The 19,267-nt window shown below is 59.2% G+C and carries 17 protein-coding genes and 1 tRNA gene; 11 read left to right on the forward strand and 7 right to left on the reverse strand.

What is annotated here, in order from left to right; all coding sequences use genetic code 11:
• Window positions 1-3: 3 nt before the first annotated feature.
• Window positions 4-1,854, reverse strand: coding sequence for a DUF885 domain-containing protein (locus ACN19L_RS06910; protein WP_426492792.1), 1,851 nt, complete (start codon window positions 1,852-1,854; stop codon window positions 4-6).
• Window positions 1,855-2,051: 197 nt separating this feature from the next.
• On the opposite strand from ACN19L_RS06910, the gene ACN19L_RS06915 reads away from it, so the two are divergent.
• On the forward strand, window positions 2,052-2,768 hold the full coding sequence (locus ACN19L_RS06915; RefSeq protein WP_426492793.1) for a 3-ketoacyl-ACP reductase: 717 nt from the start codon (window positions 2,052-2,054) through the stop codon (window positions 2,766-2,768).
• Between the two features lie 166 nt (window positions 2,769-2,934).
• On the opposite strand, the gene ACN19L_RS06920 is transcribed toward ACN19L_RS06915, so the two are convergent.
• Complete coding sequence (locus ACN19L_RS06920; RefSeq protein ID WP_426492794.1) at window positions 2,935-4,608, reverse strand: ABC transporter substrate-binding protein; 1,674 nt, start codon at window positions 4,606-4,608, stop codon at window positions 2,935-2,937.
• 84 nt (window positions 4,609-4,692) lie between these two features.
• On the opposite strand from ACN19L_RS06920, the gene ACN19L_RS06925 reads away from it, so the two are divergent.
• The 6 genes from ACN19L_RS06925 to lepB all read left to right on the forward strand — a co-directional run bounded on the left by ACN19L_RS06925 (window position 4,693) and on the right by lepB (window position 10,285).
• Entirely contained in the window at window positions 4,693-5,370 is a 678-nt protein-coding gene (locus tag ACN19L_RS06925) for a metal-dependent hydrolase (protein WP_426492795.1), read from the forward strand.
• A 101-nt stretch (window positions 5,371-5,471) separates the two neighbouring features.
• Complete coding sequence (locus ACN19L_RS06930; protein WP_125421175.1) at window positions 5,472-6,284, forward strand: ParA family protein; 813 nt, start codon at window positions 5,472-5,474, stop codon at window positions 6,282-6,284.
• Between the two features lie 193 nt (window positions 6,285-6,477).
• The gene (locus ACN19L_RS06935; protein WP_125421172.1) at window positions 6,478-7,428 is read left to right on the forward strand and encodes a ParB/RepB/Spo0J family partition protein; all 951 of its coding nucleotides are present in this window, start codon (window positions 6,478-6,480) and stop codon (window positions 7,426-7,428) included.
• 48 nt (window positions 7,429-7,476) lie between these two features.
• On the forward strand, window positions 7,477-8,124 hold the full coding sequence (locus ACN19L_RS06940; protein WP_426492796.1) for a DUF5683 domain-containing protein: 648 nt from the start codon (window positions 7,477-7,479) through the stop codon (window positions 8,122-8,124).
• 56 nt (window positions 8,125-8,180) lie between these two features.
• Entirely contained in the window at window positions 8,181-8,900 is a 720-nt protein-coding gene (dapB, locus tag ACN19L_RS06945; protein ID WP_426492797.1) for a 4-hydroxy-tetrahydrodipicolinate reductase, read from the forward strand.
• Window positions 8,901-9,073: 173 nt separating this feature from the next.
• A complete protein-coding gene (gene lepB / locus ACN19L_RS06950; protein WP_426492798.1) occupies window positions 9,074-10,285 on the forward strand; it encodes a signal peptidase I in 1,212 nt (403 codons plus the stop codon).
• A gap of 141 nt (window positions 10,286-10,426) precedes the next feature.
• Here the strand turns inward: lepB and ACN19L_RS06955 are convergent, their stop codons facing one another.
• Entirely contained in the window at window positions 10,427-11,092 is a 666-nt protein-coding gene (locus ACN19L_RS06955; protein ID WP_426492799.1) for a uracil-DNA glycosylase, read from the reverse strand.
• Between the two features lie 114 nt (window positions 11,093-11,206).
• On the opposite strand from ACN19L_RS06955, the gene apaG reads away from it, so the two are divergent.
• Window positions 11,207-11,593, forward strand: coding sequence for a Co2+/Mg2+ efflux protein ApaG (gene apaG, locus ACN19L_RS06960; RefSeq protein WP_125433728.1), 387 nt, complete (start codon window positions 11,207-11,209; stop codon window positions 11,591-11,593).
• 153 nt (window positions 11,594-11,746) lie between these two features.
• Window positions 11,747-12,577, forward strand: a complete 831-nt coding sequence (locus ACN19L_RS06965; RefSeq protein ID WP_426492800.1) for an O-methyltransferase — start codon at window positions 11,747-11,749, stop codon at window positions 12,575-12,577.
• Window positions 12,578-12,637: 60 nt separating this feature from the next.
• On the opposite strand, the gene kdsA is transcribed toward ACN19L_RS06965, so the two are convergent.
• Both kdsA and ACN19L_RS06975 read right to left on the reverse strand, forming a co-directional pair.
• On the reverse strand, window positions 12,638-13,498 hold the full coding sequence (kdsA, locus tag ACN19L_RS06970; protein WP_426492801.1) for a 3-deoxy-8-phosphooctulonate synthase: 861 nt from the start codon (window positions 13,496-13,498) through the stop codon (window positions 12,638-12,640).
• 82 nt (window positions 13,499-13,580) lie between these two features.
• On the reverse strand, window positions 13,581-14,195 hold the full coding sequence (locus ACN19L_RS06975) for a methyltransferase domain-containing protein (RefSeq protein ID WP_426492802.1): 615 nt from the start codon (window positions 14,193-14,195) through the stop codon (window positions 13,581-13,583).
• A 113-nt stretch (window positions 14,196-14,308) separates the two neighbouring features.
• On the opposite strand from ACN19L_RS06975, the gene ACN19L_RS06980 reads away from it, so the two are divergent.
• Both ACN19L_RS06980 and ACN19L_RS06985 read left to right on the forward strand, forming a co-directional pair.
• Entirely contained in the window at window positions 14,309-15,256 is a 948-nt protein-coding gene (locus tag ACN19L_RS06980; protein ID WP_426492803.1) for a hypothetical protein, read from the forward strand.
• A 147-nt stretch (window positions 15,257-15,403) separates the two neighbouring features.
• Window positions 15,404-15,940 (forward strand): GNAT family N-acetyltransferase, encoded by a 537-nt coding sequence (locus tag ACN19L_RS06985; RefSeq protein WP_426492804.1) that lies wholly within the window; start codon window positions 15,404-15,406, stop codon window positions 15,938-15,940.
• Window positions 15,941-16,089: 149 nt separating this feature from the next.
• Here ACN19L_RS06985 and cphA read toward each other — a convergent pair whose 3' ends face one another.
• Both cphA and ACN19L_RS06995 read right to left on the reverse strand, forming a co-directional pair.
• Entirely contained in the window at window positions 16,090-18,723 is a 2,634-nt protein-coding gene (gene cphA, locus ACN19L_RS06990) for a cyanophycin synthetase (protein ID WP_426492805.1), read from the reverse strand.
• 238 nt (window positions 18,724-18,961) lie between these two features.
• Window positions 18,962-19,032, reverse strand: a tRNA-Cys gene (locus ACN19L_RS06995).
• Window positions 19,033-19,267: the final 235 nt, after the last annotated feature.

Genomic DNA, 19,267 nt, shown 5'->3' on the forward strand with positions numbered 1-19,267 from the left:
GGGCTACTTCTGGTTGGCGGCCCAGGTGTCCATTTTGCGCTCCAGTACGGCCAAGGGCATTACGCCATCCTTCAGCAGCTCATCGTGGAAGTCGCTGATGCGGAAATGGCTGCGGTTCTGGCCGGCGTATTTCTCGCGCAGCTTATCGGAGTGGGCACCCAGCTGCTGCTCGTATTTCTGACGCATCTCCCGGATTTTCAGGGCCCCGATTTTGTAGCTCAGGGCCTGGCCCGGAATGGCCATGTACCGCTCAATTTCGGCGGTGGCGCCCTCTTCGCTGATGGCCTCGTTATCGAGCATGTACTGAATGGCCTGCTCGCGGGTCATGTTTTTGGAGTGCATACCCACGTCCACCACCAAGCGCACGGCGCGGTGCATCTCGTCGCCCAGCGCGCCCATGTATTGGTAGGGGTCGGTGTAGAGGCCCAGCTCCTTACCCAGGCTCTCGGTGTAGAGGGCCCAGCCTTCACCCATAGCCCCGTACCAGGCAAAGCGCCGGAACTTGGGCAGCTCGGTGTTTTCCTGCTGCAGGGAAATCTGGTAGTGGTGGCCCGGAATGGCCTCGTGCAGAAACAACGACTCCATGCCCGACGTCACGTTGAACTTGGTGGCGTCCAGAATGGGAATATAGAAAATGCCGGGGCGGGAGCCGTCGGGGCTGCCCTGGTTGTACTCGGCCGAGGCCGAGGCCGCCCGGAAGGCTTCCGTCTGGCGAATCTCGAAGGGAGTTTTAGGCGTGCGCCCGAACATCTTTTTCAGGTTGGGCTGCATTTTGGCCTGAATGGCCCGGAACGCGCCCAGCACTTCTTCGGGCGTTTTGTAGGGCATCAGCTTGGGGTCGGTTTTCAGCGAAGCGAAGAAGGCCTTCAGGTCGCCCTTGAAGCCCACCTGCGCTTTCACTTTCTCCATTTCCTGCCGGATGCGGGCCACTTCCTTCTGGCCGGTCTGGTAGATTTCCTCCGGGGTCTTGTCGGTGGTCGTCCACGTTTTCACGTAGTACTTGTAGATGTCGGCCCCGCCGGGAATGGCGGCAATACCGGTGCTGGGGCGGGCTTTGGGCAGGTATTCCTTCTCCAGGAAGTCGCCGAGCTTTTTGTAGGTGGGCACCAGCTCCTCCAGAATGGCCTTCTGGTAGGCGGCCGTGATGCGCTGCTTCTCGGCGTCGCTCAGGCCCGCGGGCAGCTTGTTGATGGGGCCGTAGAACAGGCTCTTGGTGGCATCCTGGGTTTCCATGGCCCGCATCTGCGGAATCATTTTCACCACCAGCGCCTTGGGCAGCACCACGCCGGCCTTCATGCCCTGGCGGAAGTTACCGATGGCCGTATCGGCCCACACCGAGAAGCCTTTCACGCGGCCCAGCCAGTTGTCGTAGTCCTTGGCCGTTTTGAAGGGCTGCACGCCCTCACCCGAGCCATACTGGCCCATGCTGATGGGCAAACCCCAGAACTGCTGAAACGGAATCATCCAGGTGTTCAGCTTCAGGCCTTCCAGCTTGCTTTGCAGGTCGTACTCGAAGATGTCGTAGCTGATTTTATCGTTGGCCGTCAGCTCCTCCCGGTTGAACTTGTGCAGGCCGTCAAGGTAGCGCTGGTAGAAGCTTTGGAGCTTGTTGCGGAACTCCCGGGTGCCGTCGTTGGGCAGCTGGTCGTTGTAGCGGTTGTCGCCTTGGGTGGTGGCATCCAGCGGGAACAGCCGGGCGTTTTCTTCCCAGTAGGCGTCGAACAGGGTGGGCAGGTCTTTCACGTCGGCCAGGTTGGTTTCGGTGGCCGCGCCGGTTTCGGCGGTGTTTTTTTGCTGGTTGCAGCCGGCCAGCAGTGCCCCGGCCAGCAGACCGGTGAGGGCAAGTTTTTTCATGGGAAAAGGAGAAGTATATCCAGGGGGAGAAAGATAAGCAGGTTTTGCACGTGGCTGTCATTCCGACCGCAGGGAGGAATCTGAGTTTACTATCTGAATACGTTGACCCAGATTCCTCCCTGCGGTCGGAATGACGGCTCTAACCTTTCTCGGGAAATCCGGTTATACCCTCTCTCCTATTCAACTTACCCCAACTCATGGAAAATCTGACTGGCAAAACGGCCCTGGTAACGGGCGCCGGCAAAGGCATTGGCCGGGCCGTGGCCGTGGCTCTGGCCAAAGAAGGCGCGCGCGTAGCCCTGCTGGCCCGTACCGAAACGCAGCTGCAGGACGTAGCCCGCGAAATTGAAGCCCAGGGCGGCCAGGCCGTGGTGGTTACCGCCAACGTAGCCGACCGCGCCGCCGTGGAAGCCGCCGTGCAGCAGGCCCTCGGCCAGCTCGGCACCATCGATATTCTCATCAACAATGCCGGCATCGGCACCTTCGCCAAGGTGGTGGATATGGACCCCGAGGAGTGGGAAAACATCATCCGGGTAAACCTGCTGGGCGCGTACTACGTGACGCGCGCCGTGCTGCCCCAGATGATTGAGCGCCAGACCGGCGACATTATCAACGTAGCCAGCACCGCCGGCCAGCGCGGCGCCGCCACTACCAGCGCCTACAGCGCCTCCAAATTCGGCCTGCTGGGCTTCACCGAGTCCCTGATGCAGGAGGTGCGCAAGCAGAACATCCGCGTTTCGGCCCTCACGCCCAGCACCGTCGCCACCGAGCTGGCCGTGAGCAACAACCTCACCGACGGCAACCCCGACAAAGTGATGCAGCCCGAGGACATTGCCGAAATCATCATCAGCCAGCTCAAGCTCAACCGCCGCATCTTTATTAAAGAGGCTGGCATGTGGAGCACGAACCCGTAGTTGTCATTGCGAGCAGAGCGAAGCAATCTGTCCTTCACTAAGCTCCCGGCCCTAACCTACTCAAAAGCCCCTGGCGCCAGCACGGACGTCAGGGGCTTTCTATTACTTCTGGGTGTAGGGCAGGGTGAAGGAAGGATTGCTTCGTCGTGCCTCCTCGCAATGACGGTTACTGTTTCTTCACCCGCTCCAGCACCAGCTGGTTCATGGGGTTGGGGGTGAGGCCCTGCACGTTGTTCTGGGTGAGGCGCACTACTTCGTCGTAGTACACGGCAATGACCGGGCACTCCTCGGTTACCAGGCGGTCCATTTGCTGGTAGAGGGCGTAACGTTTGTCGGCGTCCTGCTCCAGCTTGGCCTGCTGATAGAGCTGGTCGTAGGCGGGGCGCTTGAAGTGGGTTTTGTTGGGGCCGGCCGGGGCGAAGTTGGGGCTGTAGAACAAGGCCAGATAGTTTTCGGCATCGGGGTAGTCGCCCAGCCAGCTGCGGGTGAAGAAGGCGGCGCGGCCGTTGTCAATCATTTCGCCGTGGGCCGCGCCCTGGTTCACGTCAATTTCCACCTGTACGCCCACTTCGGCCCACTTTTTCTGGTAGTACTCACAGAACTCCTTGCTCTCGGCCACCGTGTTCAGGCGCAGGCGCAGGGGTTTGCCGGGGCCGTAGCCGGCGGCCCGCAGCAGCTGCCGGGCCTTCTCGGGCTGGTAGGTGTAGCCGGGTACCTTTTCGGCGCTGAACGAAGGTAGTGAGGCCGGCACAAAGCCCGAGTTGCCGGGCTTGCCCACGTTGTTGAGGAAGTAGGCCAGAAACTCGGGCTTGTTGAGGGCGTAGTTCAAGGCTTGGCGCACCCGCTTATCCTGCAAAGCCCGGCCGGTCGTGAGGTTGTCGCCGCGCAGATTGGTGAGGTCCTGCTGCATGCCCAGGTACTCGGTGTTCAGGTAGGGCACCTTCTGCAGCCGGAACTTGCCTTTGAAATCCTCCCGCACGGTGCCATCAGGGTACATAATTAGGTCGCGGGAGCCCGAGCGGATGCCGCTCAGGAAATCCAGCTTACCCTGCATGAAGGTCAGGAACTCGGTTTTGCGGTCCTGGATGAAGCTGATCTGCACGGCATCCAGGTAGGGTAGCCGCCGGCCCTGGGCGTCCGTTTTCCAGTAGGTGGGGTTGCGGTGGTAGATGATGGCGTTGCCCTCGTCCCACTCCTTAAACCGGAATGGGCCCGTGCCCACCGGGTGTTCCCGGAAGTCCTTGCCCCACTTCTGCACCGCCTCCCGCGGCACCACGTAAGCGTAGGGCATCGTCAGAATCCCCAGGAACGGGATAAACGGCTCCTGCAGATGAATCCGCAGTGTGGAGTCATTCACCGCCACAAAGCAGGTATCCGAAGGCTCTCCGTCGGCCTTCTCCAGCACCTTGCCCCGGAAAATCCAGCCACCAGGGCTGGCCGTGGCCCCGTCCAGCAGCCGCCGAAACGAGTACACGAAGTCCTGGGCCGTTACGCGCCGCCCCTTGCCCCGGGGGAATACCTCCGAGTCGTGGAAGCGCACATCGGGCCGGAGCGTGAAGGTATAGCGGCGTCCGTCGGGGCTGATGTCGTAGCGCCGGGCCACCGAAGGGCCGGGCTTGAGGCTGTCATCCAGCTCCACCAGGCCGTTGTAGAGCTGGGTCACGGCCCAGGTGTTGGCTTGGTTGCGGGCAAAGGCCGGGTCCAGGGAAGTCAGGCTTTCGGGCTGGTTGTACCGGAATACCCGCCGGGCGTCGGTAGCCGGCTCCTGCTCAGCGCAGGCCGCCAGCAAACCAAGCAATAACGGAGCAAAACCAACAACACGGCGCGAAAACGGGAACATGGGAACGGCGAAACAATGTATATTTGCAAAGGTATCCCATCCGGGGTTTGCAGCCCACTGGCTGCCTGCTCCGCTCTGTTTTCTATGACGCTGACTTACTACGGCCACGCGTGCTTCCTGCTGGAAGCCGGCGGCAGCAAAGTGCTTTTCGACCCCTTCATCCGGCCTAACCCGATGGCAAAAGATGTTGATGTTGACGCCATTGCCGCCGACTATATCCTCCTCACCCACGGCCACGGCGACCATGTGGCCGACGCTGAAGAAATTGGCAAACGCACCGGCGCGCAGGTAGTAGCCATTGCCGAAATAGCCGGCTGGTTTGAGCAGAAAGGCCTGAAAACCGTGGGCATGAACCTGGGTGGCACTTTGCAGCTGCCTTTCGGTAGCGTAACCATGGTAGCCGCCGCCCATTCCAGCTCCCTGCCCGATGGCTCGTACGGCGGTGTAGCCGCTGGCTACATTGTGAAGGCTGAGGGTAAAACCTTCTACTTCGCCGGCGATACAGCCCTCACCTACGATATGAAACTCATCGGGGAGCGGTACAAGCTGGATCTGGCCATCCTGCCCATCGGCGACCATTACACCATGGGCATCGACGATGCGCTGGTAGCCGCCGACTGGACCGGAGCCAGCAAGGTTATCGGCATGCACTTCGATACCTTTCCCCCCATTGCCATCAACCACGACGAAGCCCGCGCCAAGGCCACGGCCGCCGGTAAAGAGCTGGTACTGCTCAGCGTAGGCGAAACGACTTCCATTTAAAAAATTATGAATTATGAATTATGAGAGCTGAATTGGACTGCCTAGGTACCCAATTTTCAACTCATCATTCATAACTCATCTTTCATAATTCCCTCAGAAACATGGGTAAAATCATTGCGGTAGCCAACCAAAAGGGTGGGGTCGGCAAAACCACCTCCTCGATTAACCTCGCGGCCTCCCTGGCGGCGCTGGAGTATCGGACCCTGCTCGTGGACGCCGATCCGCAGGCCAACGCCACCTCCGGCGTCGGCTTCGACCCCAAGGATATTCAGAACAGCATTTACGAGTGCATGGTGGATGGCATCAACGCCCAGGATATCATCCTGCAAACCACCCTGCTCCCCCACCTCGACCTGATGCCCTCCCACATCGATTTGGTAGGTGCCGAGGTGGAGATGATCAACCTGCCCAACCGGGAGGAGAAGATGAAGGACGCGCTCCGGCCCCTGGCCGACCAGTACGACTTCATCATCATCGACTGCTCGCCTTCTCTGGGTTTGATTACGGTGAATGCCCTCACGGCCGCGCACTCGGTTATTATTCCGGTGCAGTGCGAATATTTCGCCCTCGAAGGCTTGGGAAAGCTGCTTAATACCGTCAAAATCATCCAGAGCCGCCTGAATGAGGAGTTGGAAATTGAGGGCATCCTGCTCACGATGTATGACGTGCGCCTGCGCCTGAGCAACCAGGTGGTGGAAGAAGTGAAGCTGCACTTCCAGCAATTGGTATTCGATACCATCATCCCGCGCAACGTGAAGCTGTCGGAGTCGCCGAGCTTCGGTATTCCGGTTATTCTGCACGACGCCGAGAGCAAGGGAAGCCTGAGCTACCTCAACTTGGCCCGCGAGATTGTAGAAAAGAACATTGAGGCTGCCGGGGAGCCGGAAGAAGCTACTGAGGATACCGCAGCGTAAATCAGAGAAAGGCCGGCGAAATTCGCCGGCCTTTTTTATAGCGCGAAGCAGAGTTTCGCGCTACGGGCCTCTGCTCCGCACGTTCCACGATTTTTTATTTCCGTGGAACAAAATGTACCGGCATCCCGGGCGTTTGTGTATTTTTGAATCCGGCTCCCATCCTTTACGGTACTGATGCGAGCTGCTTGCAGGTATGTCTGAGAAAAACGAAGAGAAGAATATCCCGGCCGTTGGCCCGCTGGCAGCCAAGCGCAAAATCGGTGGCCTGGGCCGGGGACTGAATGCCCTTATTGAAGGCAGCTACGAGAAGAAGAGCGAGCGGCTGGGCCTGGTGCCCCACCCGGTAAACTCCGTAGGTCTGATTCCGGTAGGCCACATTCAGGCCAACCCCTACCAGCCCCGCACGCACTTCGACCAGGATGCGCTGCAGGAGCTGGCCGAAAGCATCAAGGTACAGGGCATCATTCAGCCTGTAACGGTGCGCCAGACCGGCACCAACTCCTACCAGCTCATCAGTGGGGAACGGCGTTTGCAGGCGTCCAAACTGGCGGGCCTGGAGTCCATTCCGGCCTACATCCGCAAGGCTGACGACCAGCAGATGCTGGAAATGGCCCTGATTGAGAATATCCAGCGCGAGAACCTCAACGCCATCGAAATTGCCCTCAGCTACCAGCGCCTGGTGAGTGAGTGTAATCTGAAACAGGAAGAGCTGGGCGACCGGGTGGGCAAAAACCGCTCGACGGTGACCAACTACCTGCGCCTGCTCAAGCTCCCGCCCGATATTCAGATTGGCCTGCGCGACAGCGTGATCAGCATGGGCCACGCCCGCGCCCTCATCAACATCGACAGCATGGACCAGCAGCTGGCTCTGTTCCGCCGCATCGTGGCCGAGGAGCTGTCGGTGCGGCGCGTGGAGCAGCTGGTGCGCAACGGCGCTACGGCCGAGGAGGAAAAGAAACCCGCCCAGCCGGCGGTGCCGGTGGTGCCCCCGGCCGAGCTGAAACGCGCCGAGCGGCACCTTTCGGAGCGGTTTGGCAGCCGGGTGATGGTAAAGCCCGGACCTCAGGGCAAAGGCGAAATCAAAATTGCCTTCGACTCGGTAGAAGACATGCAGCGCATCCTGCACATCCTGCAGCCAGCCTAGATACCACTAAAGGGCGGAACCTCGTTCCGCCTCTTTCTTTCTACCGCTATGGCATCTTCTCGCTTTTCTGCCGCTCTGTTACTTCTGGTACCGGCTCTACTGGCAGCAAACCGGCCCCTATATGCCCAAACCGTTACGGCTGGGCCCGACTCTTCGGCGGTAGCTGCCAACCCGGTGGCCGACTCGCTGCGGCGCACGGAAAAGCTGTTCGGGTGGCGCGTAACGCGGCCCAAGAAAGCCGCCCTGCTGGCCCTGGTGTTGCCCGGAGCCGGGCAGATTTACAACCGGCAGTACTGGAAGCTGCCGCTGGTGTACGGAGGCCTGGGGGCCACCGGCTATGGCCTCTACCACTACCAGAGCCGCTACAAAGAGTACATCAAGGGGCGCGACCTATACCTGGCCGCCAATGGCCGGACGCCCATTAACCAACTGCCGGGCGCGGGCGACCAGGTGAAAAAGGAAACCAGCGTGGATAACATCCAGCGCGGTATCGTTTTCTACCGCCGTAACCGGGACACGTTCATTGCCTACAATGCGCTGCTGTACGGCGTAACCATTCTGGATGCGCTGGTAGCCGCCCACCTGCGCGATTTTGACATTAGTGACGACCTTAGCCTCCGGCTGGAGCCGGCTTTGCTGCCTACGGCCACCACGGCCCCCACGGCCGGTCTGGCCCTTTCGCTTCACCTGAAATAACCTGCTTCGGGCCGGCCGCAACCTGCCAGCCCTCGATTACCCGAATTTCCGCCCTTATGAAACTCCTGTTGATTGGCTACGGCAAAATGGGCCGCGCCATCGAAGCCCAGGCCATTGCCCGCGGCCACCAGATTGCCGGCATCGTGGACCCATCCCGGCCCGGTACCCGCATTGCCGATTTCACGGCCGCGGAGGCCGATGCCGCCATCGAATTCACCCATCCTGATGCCGCCTTCCAGAACGTGACGGCCTGCCTGCAACAAGGTATTCCGGTGGTGTGCGGCTCCACGGGCTGGCTGCACCACTTTGCCGAGGCCCAGGCCCTGAGCCAGCAAACCGGCACGCCCCTGTTCTACGCCTCCAACTACAGCGTGGGCGTAAACCTGTTTTTCCACTTCAATGAGTACATAGCTGCCAAAATGCACCAGTTCGGTGGCTACGATGTGCAGGTGCGGGAAATTCACCATACCCAGAAGGTAGACCAGCCCAGCGGTACCGCCCTCACCGCTGCCGAAGGGATTCTGCGTCACTTTCCGGCCAAAACAACCTGGCGCAACGAGGCTACCTCTGCCGCTTCAGAGCTGGCCATTCTCTCGGAGCGGGAGGGCACGGTAGTGGGTACGCACATCGTTACCTACTCCTCCCCCGCCGATTCTATTGAGCTGAAGCACGAAGCTCACACCCGCGACGGGTTTGTGCAGGGCGCCCTGCTGGCGGCTGAGTGGCTGCCCGGCCGCCAAGGCGTATTCGGCATGAAGGACTTGCTGGGGCTGTAGGTGGGTAATTCATGATTAGATGATTAGTGGCGGTTTTGTTTTCAACACCACCCATCTAACCATAAACCACCTAACTACCCAATCAAACCAGCATTATTTCGCATCTTCCGGCGTTTATCCGGAACGAAACCGGTAGCCTCCGGTTTCCTCTACTTTCTGGCCTCTGACTTACTATGGCAGTACAATCCTGGGAGAAATACCTCGAAAAAAATCCGCCGGCCCCGGTAACGCCCGGCCAAGAGCCGAAAAAGCGCAAAAGCGTAGCCTGGGAGTGGGCCGATGCCATTCTGTTTGCGGTAGTGGCGGCCACGCTCATCCGCTGGGCCACCTTTGAGGCGTACACTATCCCAACGCCCTCCATGGAGCACTCCTTGCTGGTGGGCGACTACCTGTTCGTGAGCAAGCTACACTATGGCCCGCGCACCCCGCAAACGCCGTTGCAGGTGCCACTCACGCACCAGACCATCTGGGGTACCAATCTGAAAAGCTATTCCGACCTGATTCAGCTGCCTAGCTACCGGCTGCCGGGTTTTTCGGAGGTAAAGAACAACGATGTGGTGGTGTTCAACGTGCCTACCGAGCAGCAACACCCCGCCGACCTGCGTACCAACTACATCAAGCGGTGCATTGGTATAGCTGGCGACGTACTTAGCATTAAGGACGGGCAGGTATATATCAATGGCAAGCCCGCGAAAACCTACCCGGAGATGCAGAGCAGCTACTTCCTGGAAGTGCCCGAAAACAAGCTGAACGACGATTTGCCAGTAGCCTTCAAGCAGTTTGGAGTAATTAACTACGACTCGCCCGAGGGCATGCCTTTCTACGGCAATCATCCTGACTATGGCCCCGGCTTCACGGTAAGCATGACGCGGGCAGCCTACGACTATTTTAAGAAGCAGCCGTACGTGAAGGGCATCGTGGATCTGAAAACCAAGCCTGGGGTGCCCGAGCCCGTATTCCCAAACAACCCCGACCTTCCCCGTACTCAAGGCGTGGTAGCTGATCCGCCCTTCCCAGGCTGGAACAAGGATAACTACGGCCCCCTGCAGATTCCGAAGGCAGGCCAGACGGTGCAGCTGGACGCCAAAAACGTGCGCACCTACCAGAAGATTATTCAGTACTACGAGCACAACGAAGGCATTACCGTGGCTCCTGACGGCACCATTTCTCAGAACGGCAAGCCACTGACCAGCTACACGTTCAAGCAGAACTACTACTTCATGATGGGCGACAACCGCCACAACTCCGAGGACTCGCGCTTCTGGGGCTTTGTGCCCGAAGACCACATCGTGGGCAAGGCGGTGCTCATCTGGCTGTCGGTTGACCCCTACGGCTCGTTCATGAGCAAAATCCGCTGGAATCGGCTGTTCAATCTGGTCGACTAACACTGCGCATGCAGACGGGTCTTGTACCTACCATCCGCTACCAACAAAGACGGCTTGCCACTTGGCAAGCCGTCTTTGTTGGTAGCGGATAGCCCCTACCGAATTATCAGTTTACACAATTGTGCATAACCGAGAGCAGTATTACCATACAATGGGCTGCTCGCCGTGCTGCTCTAGGTAGGCGTTGGTCTGGCTGAAGGGGCGGCTGCCAAAGAAGCCCCGGTCGGCGGCGTAGGGCGAAGGGTGGGCGGCTTTCAGTACCAGGTGCTTTTTGGCGTCGATGATTTCACCCTTCTTCTGAGCATAGGCTCCCCACAGGATAAAAACGACGTGCTCCTTGCGGTCGGAAATCTGCTGAATAACGGCGTCGGTGAACTGCTCCCAGCCTTTCTTCTGGTGGCTGCCCGGGTCACTGGCCCGTACCGTGAGGGTGGCGTTGAGCAGTAGCACGCCCTGCTGGGCCCAGCGGTCCAGGTTGCCGTCGGGCGGGGCGGGCGTGCCGGGCAGGTCACTCTGCAGCTCTTTGAAAATATTGTGCAGGGAAGGTGGCGTGCGTACGCCGGGGGCCACCGAAAAGCTGAGGCCGTGCGCCTGCCCTTTGCCGTGGTAAGGATCCTGGCCCAGAATCACCACCTTCACTTTATTGAATGGGCAGGCTTCAAACGCGTGAAAAATCTGGGCACCGGCCGGGTACACCGTGGTGGTGGCGTACTCTCCTTTCACGAAGGCAATAAGATGCTGGAAATACGGTTTTTCAAATTCGGGGGCTAGTACCTTGCGCCAGCTTTCTTCTATCTTTACAGACATACGGGGGGAGGATTATTTTTCGGGTGGGTGAGCCATTGGGTACGCCGGCTGCGTAGATAAACCAAAATCCGCAAACGGCTGTTAGCATTTTTCTCTTTCGGAACTCCAGACGTTATGAATACGACCACCACCCAAGGCGTGACTGTAAGCGTTACGACGAACTACCTGCCCGACTATTCCAGTCCGGGTCAGGAGCATTACGTTTTCGCCTACAAAATTGATATCCGCAACAACAGCGAGTTTACCGTAAAGCTGCTGCGCCGTCATTGGTACATCTACGATGCCAACGGCGTGGTGCGCGAGGTGGAGGGTGAAGGCGTAGTGGGCCAGCAGCCCGTGCTGGAGCCCGGTGAGTCGCACCAGTACGTATCGGGCTGCAACCTCAAGTCGGGGCTGGGCAAGATGCGCGGCTCCTACCAGATGGAGCGGCAGATGGACGGCAGCGAGTTTGCCGTGGAGATTCCCGAGTTCACGCTGGTGGTACCCTACCGCCTCAACTAAACAGTCCTGTCTAGGCCTGGCCTAGCTCCTTGGCTTTCTCAAGTACAGAAGCCGCTCTGATTACATCGGGGCGGCTTTTGTATTGCTCGTATCTTCGGGCCGGTTTCCTGGCGTGCAGACCAGGGAGGCGGCCCCACTTCAGTTTAGCCCGTTTTGCTGTTTCAGATTTTCAGTTACTTCCGTTTTCTCGGGCGCTCCGGCAACGCGCATGGGCTCCATTCCCCGTTCGTATTCGGGCTGTACGCGCACGTGGTCAATCACAACGGCCATTTTGGGGCCTATGATACCGTAGAAAACCGCCGAACCGAGCTGCTGCATGACACCACCACTATTCAAATCCAGGATTTCGGAGCCGGCTCCCGCACGGGCGCGGGGCGGCAGCGCCAGCTCCGCGACATTGCCCGCACCGCTGCCAAGCCCCCGAAGCTCGGGCAGTTGCTGTTCCGGCTCGTTAATCATTTTCAGCCCCGCACCGTGGTGGAGCTGGGCACCTCGCTGGGCCTGACTACCAGCTACCTGGCTTTAGCCGATTCCCGGGCCCGGGTGCTCACATTTGAAGGTTGCCCCGCCACGGCCGCGGTGGCCCGCCAGACGTTTGCCGCCGTGGATGCTCACAACATCGAGCTGATTGAGGGCAACCTCGACGAAACCCTCGCCCCTACCCTGCAGGCTTTAGCTGCTCCCGTTGACTTTGCTTTCTTCGATGGCAACCACCGCTACGAGCCCACCCTGCGTTACTTCGAGCAGCTCAACCAGCACCGCACCGAGCACAGCGTATTCGTGCTGGATGATATTCACTGGTCGGAAGAAATGGAGCGGGCCTGGGAGGCCATCCGCCAGCATCCCGATGTAACCTTAACCATCGACCTATTCTATATCGGGCTCGTATTTTTCCGCCGCAACCAGCCCAGGCAGCATTTCACCCTGCGCTTCGATAACACGCTGGATAAGCTACTGGAGCGCACTAAAGTGTTGGCTCCCTAACTAACAGAAAAGGCCGCCATGCAATGCGTGGCGGCCTTTTTATTTGCTGTAGCTCATACGTTACGCCGACATGGGCGCAATACCGGCCGCGGCGTCCTCCCGAATGGCCTCACGTACCCGCGTGAGCTTGCGCAGCAGGGTTTCCAGCCCATCGAGGGCCAGCATGTTGGCCCCGTCCGATTTGGCCGTGGCGGGCGTGGGGTGCGTTTCAATGAACAGACCGTCGGCCCCCACCGCAATGGCGGCCTTGGCAATGGTTTCGATGAGTTGGGGCTTGCCGCCGGTTACGCCGCTGCTCTGGTTGGGCTGCTGCAGCGAGTGGGTCACGTCCATTACCACGGGCACGCCAAACTCGCGCATCACGGGCAGGTTGCGGTAGTCCACCACCAGATCAGAGTAGCCAAACGAGTTGCCCCGGTCCGTCAGAATCACGTGGGGGTTGCCCGACTGGCGGATTTTCTCCACGGCAAACTGCATGGACTCCCCGCTCAGGAACTGGCCTTTCTTCACGTTCACCACTTTGCCGGTTTTGGCAGCGGCCAGCAGCAAATCGGTCTGGCGGCACAGGAAGGCCGGAATCTGCAGCACGTCCACGTACTCGGCCGCCATGGCCGCCTCCTCCGATTCGTGAATGTCCGTCACGGTGGGCACGCCAATTTCCCGGCTCACCTTCTGCAGAATTTTCAGCGCCTTCTCGTCGCCAATGCCGGTGTAGGAATCCAGGCGGCTGCGGTTGGCCTTGCGGTAGGAGCCTTTGAAGATGTAGGGAATCTGGAGCCGGTCGGTGATGGTGCGCACCTGCTCGGCAATGCGCAGGGCCATGTCTTCGCCCTCAATCACGCAGGGCCCGGCCATCAGGAAGAACTGGCCGGAGTTGGTGTTGCGGAAATGCGGCAGGACGTTGGCGAGTTGATCAATCATGTAGCACACGCTTTAGCTTGCGTTGTGGCAATGCAAGCAGATGAAAAATGAGTTAGTGGGAACAAGCCCCGTTAGGCACACGCTACGGCATGTGCTGCTTTTTCTTCAGACAAATAAACAGCTCCCGCCCCTGCCGAGGCTTAAGCGAGTTGGTGGCCGTATTGAAATGCACAAACTCGAAATACGGCTCAAAATACGGACGGTACTCCTCGCGGGAGCCCCCGAAGGGTGGGCCGGGCTGGCTGAATTCGGTATCGAAGAGCAGCCCCATCAGCGTGCCGCCTGGCCGCAGCAGGTGGGCGCACTGCCGGGCGTAGGCCGGGCGCAGGGCCGGGTCGAGGGCACAGAAGAACGTCTGCTCCACGATGAGGTCGAACGGCGGTGTGGGCTCCATCTGAAAAAAGTCGGCCAGCAGCAGGTGCTCCGCCGGGAAGCCGGGCACGCGCTGCTGCAGGTCGTGCAGGGGGGCGGGGGCTACATCGGCCACAACTACGTTGGGCCAGCCGGCAGCGTGCAGGTACTCAGCCTCATAGGCCCGGCCGGCACCCGGAATCAGGATGCGCCGGGCATCGGGCGGGCCCAGTTGCGCAAAATATTCCTGCAAAGGCGGCGTTATCCGGCCCGCATCCCAGGCGGTTTGGCCGGTTGCGTAGCGCTGCTGCCAGTAGGCGGCATCGAGTGACGAATCCGAAAGCATATTGCGACAGGGTTGTATCTTCGGCACTTGCCTGGGTACGGAACTCCGTTATTTTTGCCCTAAAGGTACTACCTGCGCCCGGACTCTCCGGGCTTCACTTAACCCCTCCCGCAATGGAACAAGACCAGAGCCCCGAGCCAAAGAACAACAACCGCGTCCTGCTGATTGTGGCCCTGATTCTGGTGCTGCTGGGCATCAACGGCGTGCTGTTCTACATGAACCAGCAGAAGAGCAAGCAAAACGAGCAGCTGCAGGCCGATGTGGTGACCAAGGATGCCAAGCTGGAAGAGCAAATCAAGCAGTACGAAGCTCTAAAGGCCGATTTTGAACGCCAAAGCCAGGAAGTGCAGGGCATGGGCCTTTCCAACGACTCGCTGGTGGCCAAGCTGGCCCAGATCAACGCCGACCTGCTCAAGCTTCGCTCCTTCCGCGCGGGCAGTTTCAGTATTGCCGAGCAGCAGCGCTTCAAGCAGCGCGCCGCTAACTTTGAGACCCAACTGCGCAAGAAGGACGAGGAAATTGCCCAGCTGAAAGCCGATAACGAGGCCCTGTACACCGAAACTACAACGCTGAAAGAGCGTCAGAACCGCCTCACCGACACTATTTCCACGGTGGTGCGCTCCAACCAGGAGTTGAGTGAGAAAGTAGCCGTAGCCTCCCGCCTGCAGGCTGAAAACATCCGCATCGGCGTGGTGAACAGCCGCGAAAAGGAAAAGGCCGACGATGACAACGAGTTTAAGGCCCGCCGCGTCGAAAAAATCAAGATAACCTTCAACCTGGGCCGCAACGACGTATCACCGAAGGAAACCAAGCAGATCATGCTGCGCCTGATTGAGCCTGATGGAGCAGCCCTGTACAACCTGAGCACTGGCGGCGGCACCTTTATGATTGATGGCGCGGAGGCTTTCTACACGGCCAAACAGGACGTGGTATTCGATAATACTCGCCAGCCCGTGCAATTCCTGTATGCCAAAGGAGCACCCTACAAAACCGGCCTCCACACGGTAGAGCTGTACGAAGGTGGCGTAATGATCGGCAAAACTACTTTCACGCTGAAGTAGGTAGTTGCAGGCCGCTACCCCGCGTTTTCAAAAAGCGCCGGTCCACGGGCCGGCGCTTTTTGTTTGGTAGGCAGTACCCACGGTCGGCGCTTGGGAGCTTGCCGCCCGTGAAACTCAGTCCATCCCTGCAATCTGCTACGTTGCCCTATGCTGCCCTTCCCTCTACCGCCCACGCTGGAAACTGCCACTCTTCGTCTGTTGCCGTTGCAGGAAACAGATTTTGCCGAGCTGCATGCCGTTGCCGCCGACCCCAAGGTGTGGGAGCAGCACCCGAACAAGGACCGCTGGCAGGAACCCGTGTTCCGCAACTTCTTCGAGGGGGCTATCCAGAGTCAGGGGGCTTTTAAAATAGTGGAGAAGGCCACCAAGGCCACTCTGGGCAGCACCCGCCTGTACGACTACAACGCCTCCGACAACAGTATTCTCATCGGCTACACCTTCTACGGAACTCAGTCCTGGGGTAAGGGCATTAATCTGGCCGTTAAAAAGCTGCTCCTGGATTACGCGTTTCAATTTGTGGACACCGTTCGCTTCCATATTGGAGCCCAGAATGTACGCTCCCAGATTGCTATTCAGCGCCTGGGGGCCCGCAAAGTAGCCGAGCAGGAAGTAGCGTATTACGGCGAAGCATCCAAGCTCAACTTCGTATTTGAAATTAAGAAGCAGGATTGGGCAGCACATTAACAACGGTATTTGCCACGGTACGGCCCGCGCGCGTGTAGCCGCCGGGTTTCTTGGGCTCTGCTCCTACCCTATCCCTACAACGTAAAAAAGGAGCGCCGACCAGATGGCCGGCGCTCCTTTTTACCCTATAGCTGCATGAGCCGCAGAGGCTATTGCGCCAGTGAGGCCTCAAAGTCATCAAGCTTTTTCAGCGTGGCTTTGATGTTTTCCGTGAACATCACGATAACCGAGCCGGGCTTGGCCGTGGCCAATACGTGGTCAATGGCATCTATCTCGTTTTCGATGTAGGTAATGGGCAGCTCAGGCTTATCCAAGCGCAGGCCGCGCTCCATAATTTCCTTGAGCTGCTCAGCCGTTTTACCCCGCAGGTCCCGGTCTTGGCGCAGAATCACCTCGTCGAAGATGCTGCCAGCAATGCGGGAGAAACCCAGGGTATCCTCGTCGCGCCGGTCACCCAGGCCCGATACCACGCCCACTTTGTGCGTGGCCTCGGTGGCGTTCAGAAACTGGGCAAATTTCTCGATGCCGTGGGTGTTATGGGCGTAATCCACAATCACGTCAAACTGCGGAAACTTGTACACGTTCATGCGGCCCGGCGTTTTGGCCGCCGAGGGTACAAACGTGCGCAGGGCCAGCTTGATGTCGTCCTTATCGAAACCGTAGCAGTAGCATGCCAAGGCAGCTGCCAGCGAGTTTTCAATGTTGAATGTGGCCCGTCCCCCGAACGTAATCGGGAACTCGGCGGCCCGGTCAATGCGCAGCTTGTAGCTGTTTTTGTAGATGGTAATGTAGCCTTCCTCATATACGGCCGCCAGCCCGCCGTTCTCGGCATGCTCCCGAATGCGGGGGCTGTGCTCATCCATGCTGAATAAAGCCACCCGGCACTCCAGCTTCTCGCGCATGGCGTACACCAGGTCATCATCGGCGTTGAGCACGGCCCAGCCGTCCTTGCGCACGGTGCGCGGTAATACGCCCTTCACGGCGGCCATTTCCTCTACCGTGTAGATGTCGCGCATACCCAGGTGGTCGGCTGCCACGTTGGTTACCACGGCCACGTCGCAGGTATGGAAGCCCAGGCCCGAGCGGAGCATGCCCCCCCGGGCAGTTTCCAGCACCGCAAAGTTTACGGTGGGGTCTTTCAGTACAAATTCGGCGCTCTGGCCACCGGTACAGTCCCCGCTCTGCAGTTGCACTCCCTGAATGTAGATGCCGCTGGTGGTAGTGTAGCCTACTTTATAGCCCTTGCTGGCCACAATATGCGCCAGCAGTTGTGTAGTAGTGGTTTTGCCGTTGGTACCCGTTACGGCGAAAATCGGAATGCGGGCCGTACTGCCTTGCGGAAATAGCATATCGACCACCGGCGCGGCCACGTTGCGCGGCAGGCCTTCAGTGGGCGAAATATGCATGCGGAAACCCGGCGCGGCATTCACCTCGATTACGGCCCCGCGCGTCTCGTTCAACGGAATGGCAATGTCGGAGGTCAGCAGGTCGATGCCGCAGATATCCAAGCCCACAATACCTGCCACCCGCTCCGCCAGCAGCAGGTTGTAAGGGTGCACCAGGTCGGTTACGTCGGTGGCGGTACCGCCGGTACTGATGTTAGCCGTGCTTTTCAGGTACAGCGTCTGGCCAGCCGGCAGCACCGAGTCCAGCGTCAGGTCCTGTTTGGAGAGAATATCCAGCGTGTGTTGGTCGGCCTTGATGCTGGTGAGCACCTTTTCGTGGCCCACGCCCCGGCGCGGGTCTTTGTTTACCTCGTCAATCAGGTGTTGAATGGTGTGCTGCCCGTTGCCGGTAACGGCGGCCGGGGTGCGTTTGGCGGCGGCAATGAGCTTGCCGTTCACCACCAGCATGCGGTAGTCGTCGCCCTCAATGAACTGCTCCACAATAACGGCCCGGGAATACTTCTGGGCAGCTTTCAGCCCCTCCACAGCATCCTCCCAGTTAGTAATGCGGATGGTGGCACCTTTGCCGTGGTTGCCGTCGAGAGGCTTGGTTACGATGGGGAAGCCCAGCTCCTCCACCGCGTCGCGCAGGCCGTCTTCTGAGTACACGGTAGTGCCGTTGGGCACGGGCACGCCCGCATCCTTCAGCATAGCCTTGGTGCGGTTTTTATTGCCGGCTACCTCCACCCCGGCGTGCGAAGTATAGCTGGTGGTCGTGGCCCAGATGCGCTTCTGGTTGACGCCGTAGCCCAGCTGAATAATGCTGCTGTTCTTGAGCTGGATGTACGGGATGTTGCGCGAGGCCGCTTCGGCCACAATGCTGTAGGTGCTGGGTCCGAAGAACTCTTCTTCCCGGATTTCGTGCAACTCGTCGATAATCGGCTTTACACTTACGGCGCGGCCGTGACAGAGGTCATCTACCAGCTGCACGGCGGCCTCAGCGGCCATACGGCCGGCCCGCTCCTCCTGGTAACAGAACACCACAAACTCCACGCCTTCCTGGTGGGCCGGGTACGACTTGCCCCAGTACGTGGGCATACCAGCCGTGCGCTGCAACGCCAGCGCCACCTGCTGAATCACGTGGCCCAGCGGCTCCCCGTCCTGGAGCTGCTCCTCGGTCAGGGGTGGATTTTTGGAGCCGTGCTTCCCAGCTTCCTGGTGGGGCTGGGGCTCCAGTAGCTCGGGCAGCAGCCTGGGAAGCTGCTCCGCCAGCGCCGGCGCACTATTCGACCACGCATCGGCCAGGTCCTGCAAGTCCACTTTCATTACAATCAGCTTGTAATGTTTCACGGACCAGTAGCTGGGGCCGCGCATCGTGCGGAGGTCAAGTATTTTCATATGGGAGAGAGGGTGGAAATGTATGTCGCGTGCGCGCTTCTACGCGGAATTGAAATGTAGGGATTACGCCGCAAGAAACCTTTTATTCGGGTCACAGCCTACTTTTTCCCTAGAAGCATCATTCTCAGCCCTCCAGCTCGTCCGTATTTTTTTCACCGGAACGGCTTAAACGCAAAAAACCCCGGTTGGGGCTAATCAACCGGGGCACTAGGCATCTGAAAACAGGAAGTGTCAGAAGAGGTGACGAGCGGATTCGAACCGCTGTAGGAGGTTTTGCAGACCTCTACCTAGCCACTCGGTCACGTCACCAGGGCTTTGAGGATGCAAACATACGGCTTAATCCCGTGGTGGCAAAGCCGGCAAGCGGTTTTCATGCTTCCCCAACGGTAAGACGCTGGGAGTGTGCGAAAAAAAATCATTCCCGTTGCCTGTAGCGCGCAGCTCTGCTTCGCATACAAACGAAGCGAGTATCCCGGTGCTACACCATCCGCGTAGGAAGTCGCCTGCGGCTCGTGCGCGAAGCGGAGCTGCACGCTACAAAAAA

Source organism: Hymenobacter sp. 102 (assembly GCF_049949205.1).
Classification (GTDB): domain Bacteria; phylum Bacteroidota; class Bacteroidia; order Cytophagales; family Hymenobacteraceae; genus Hymenobacter.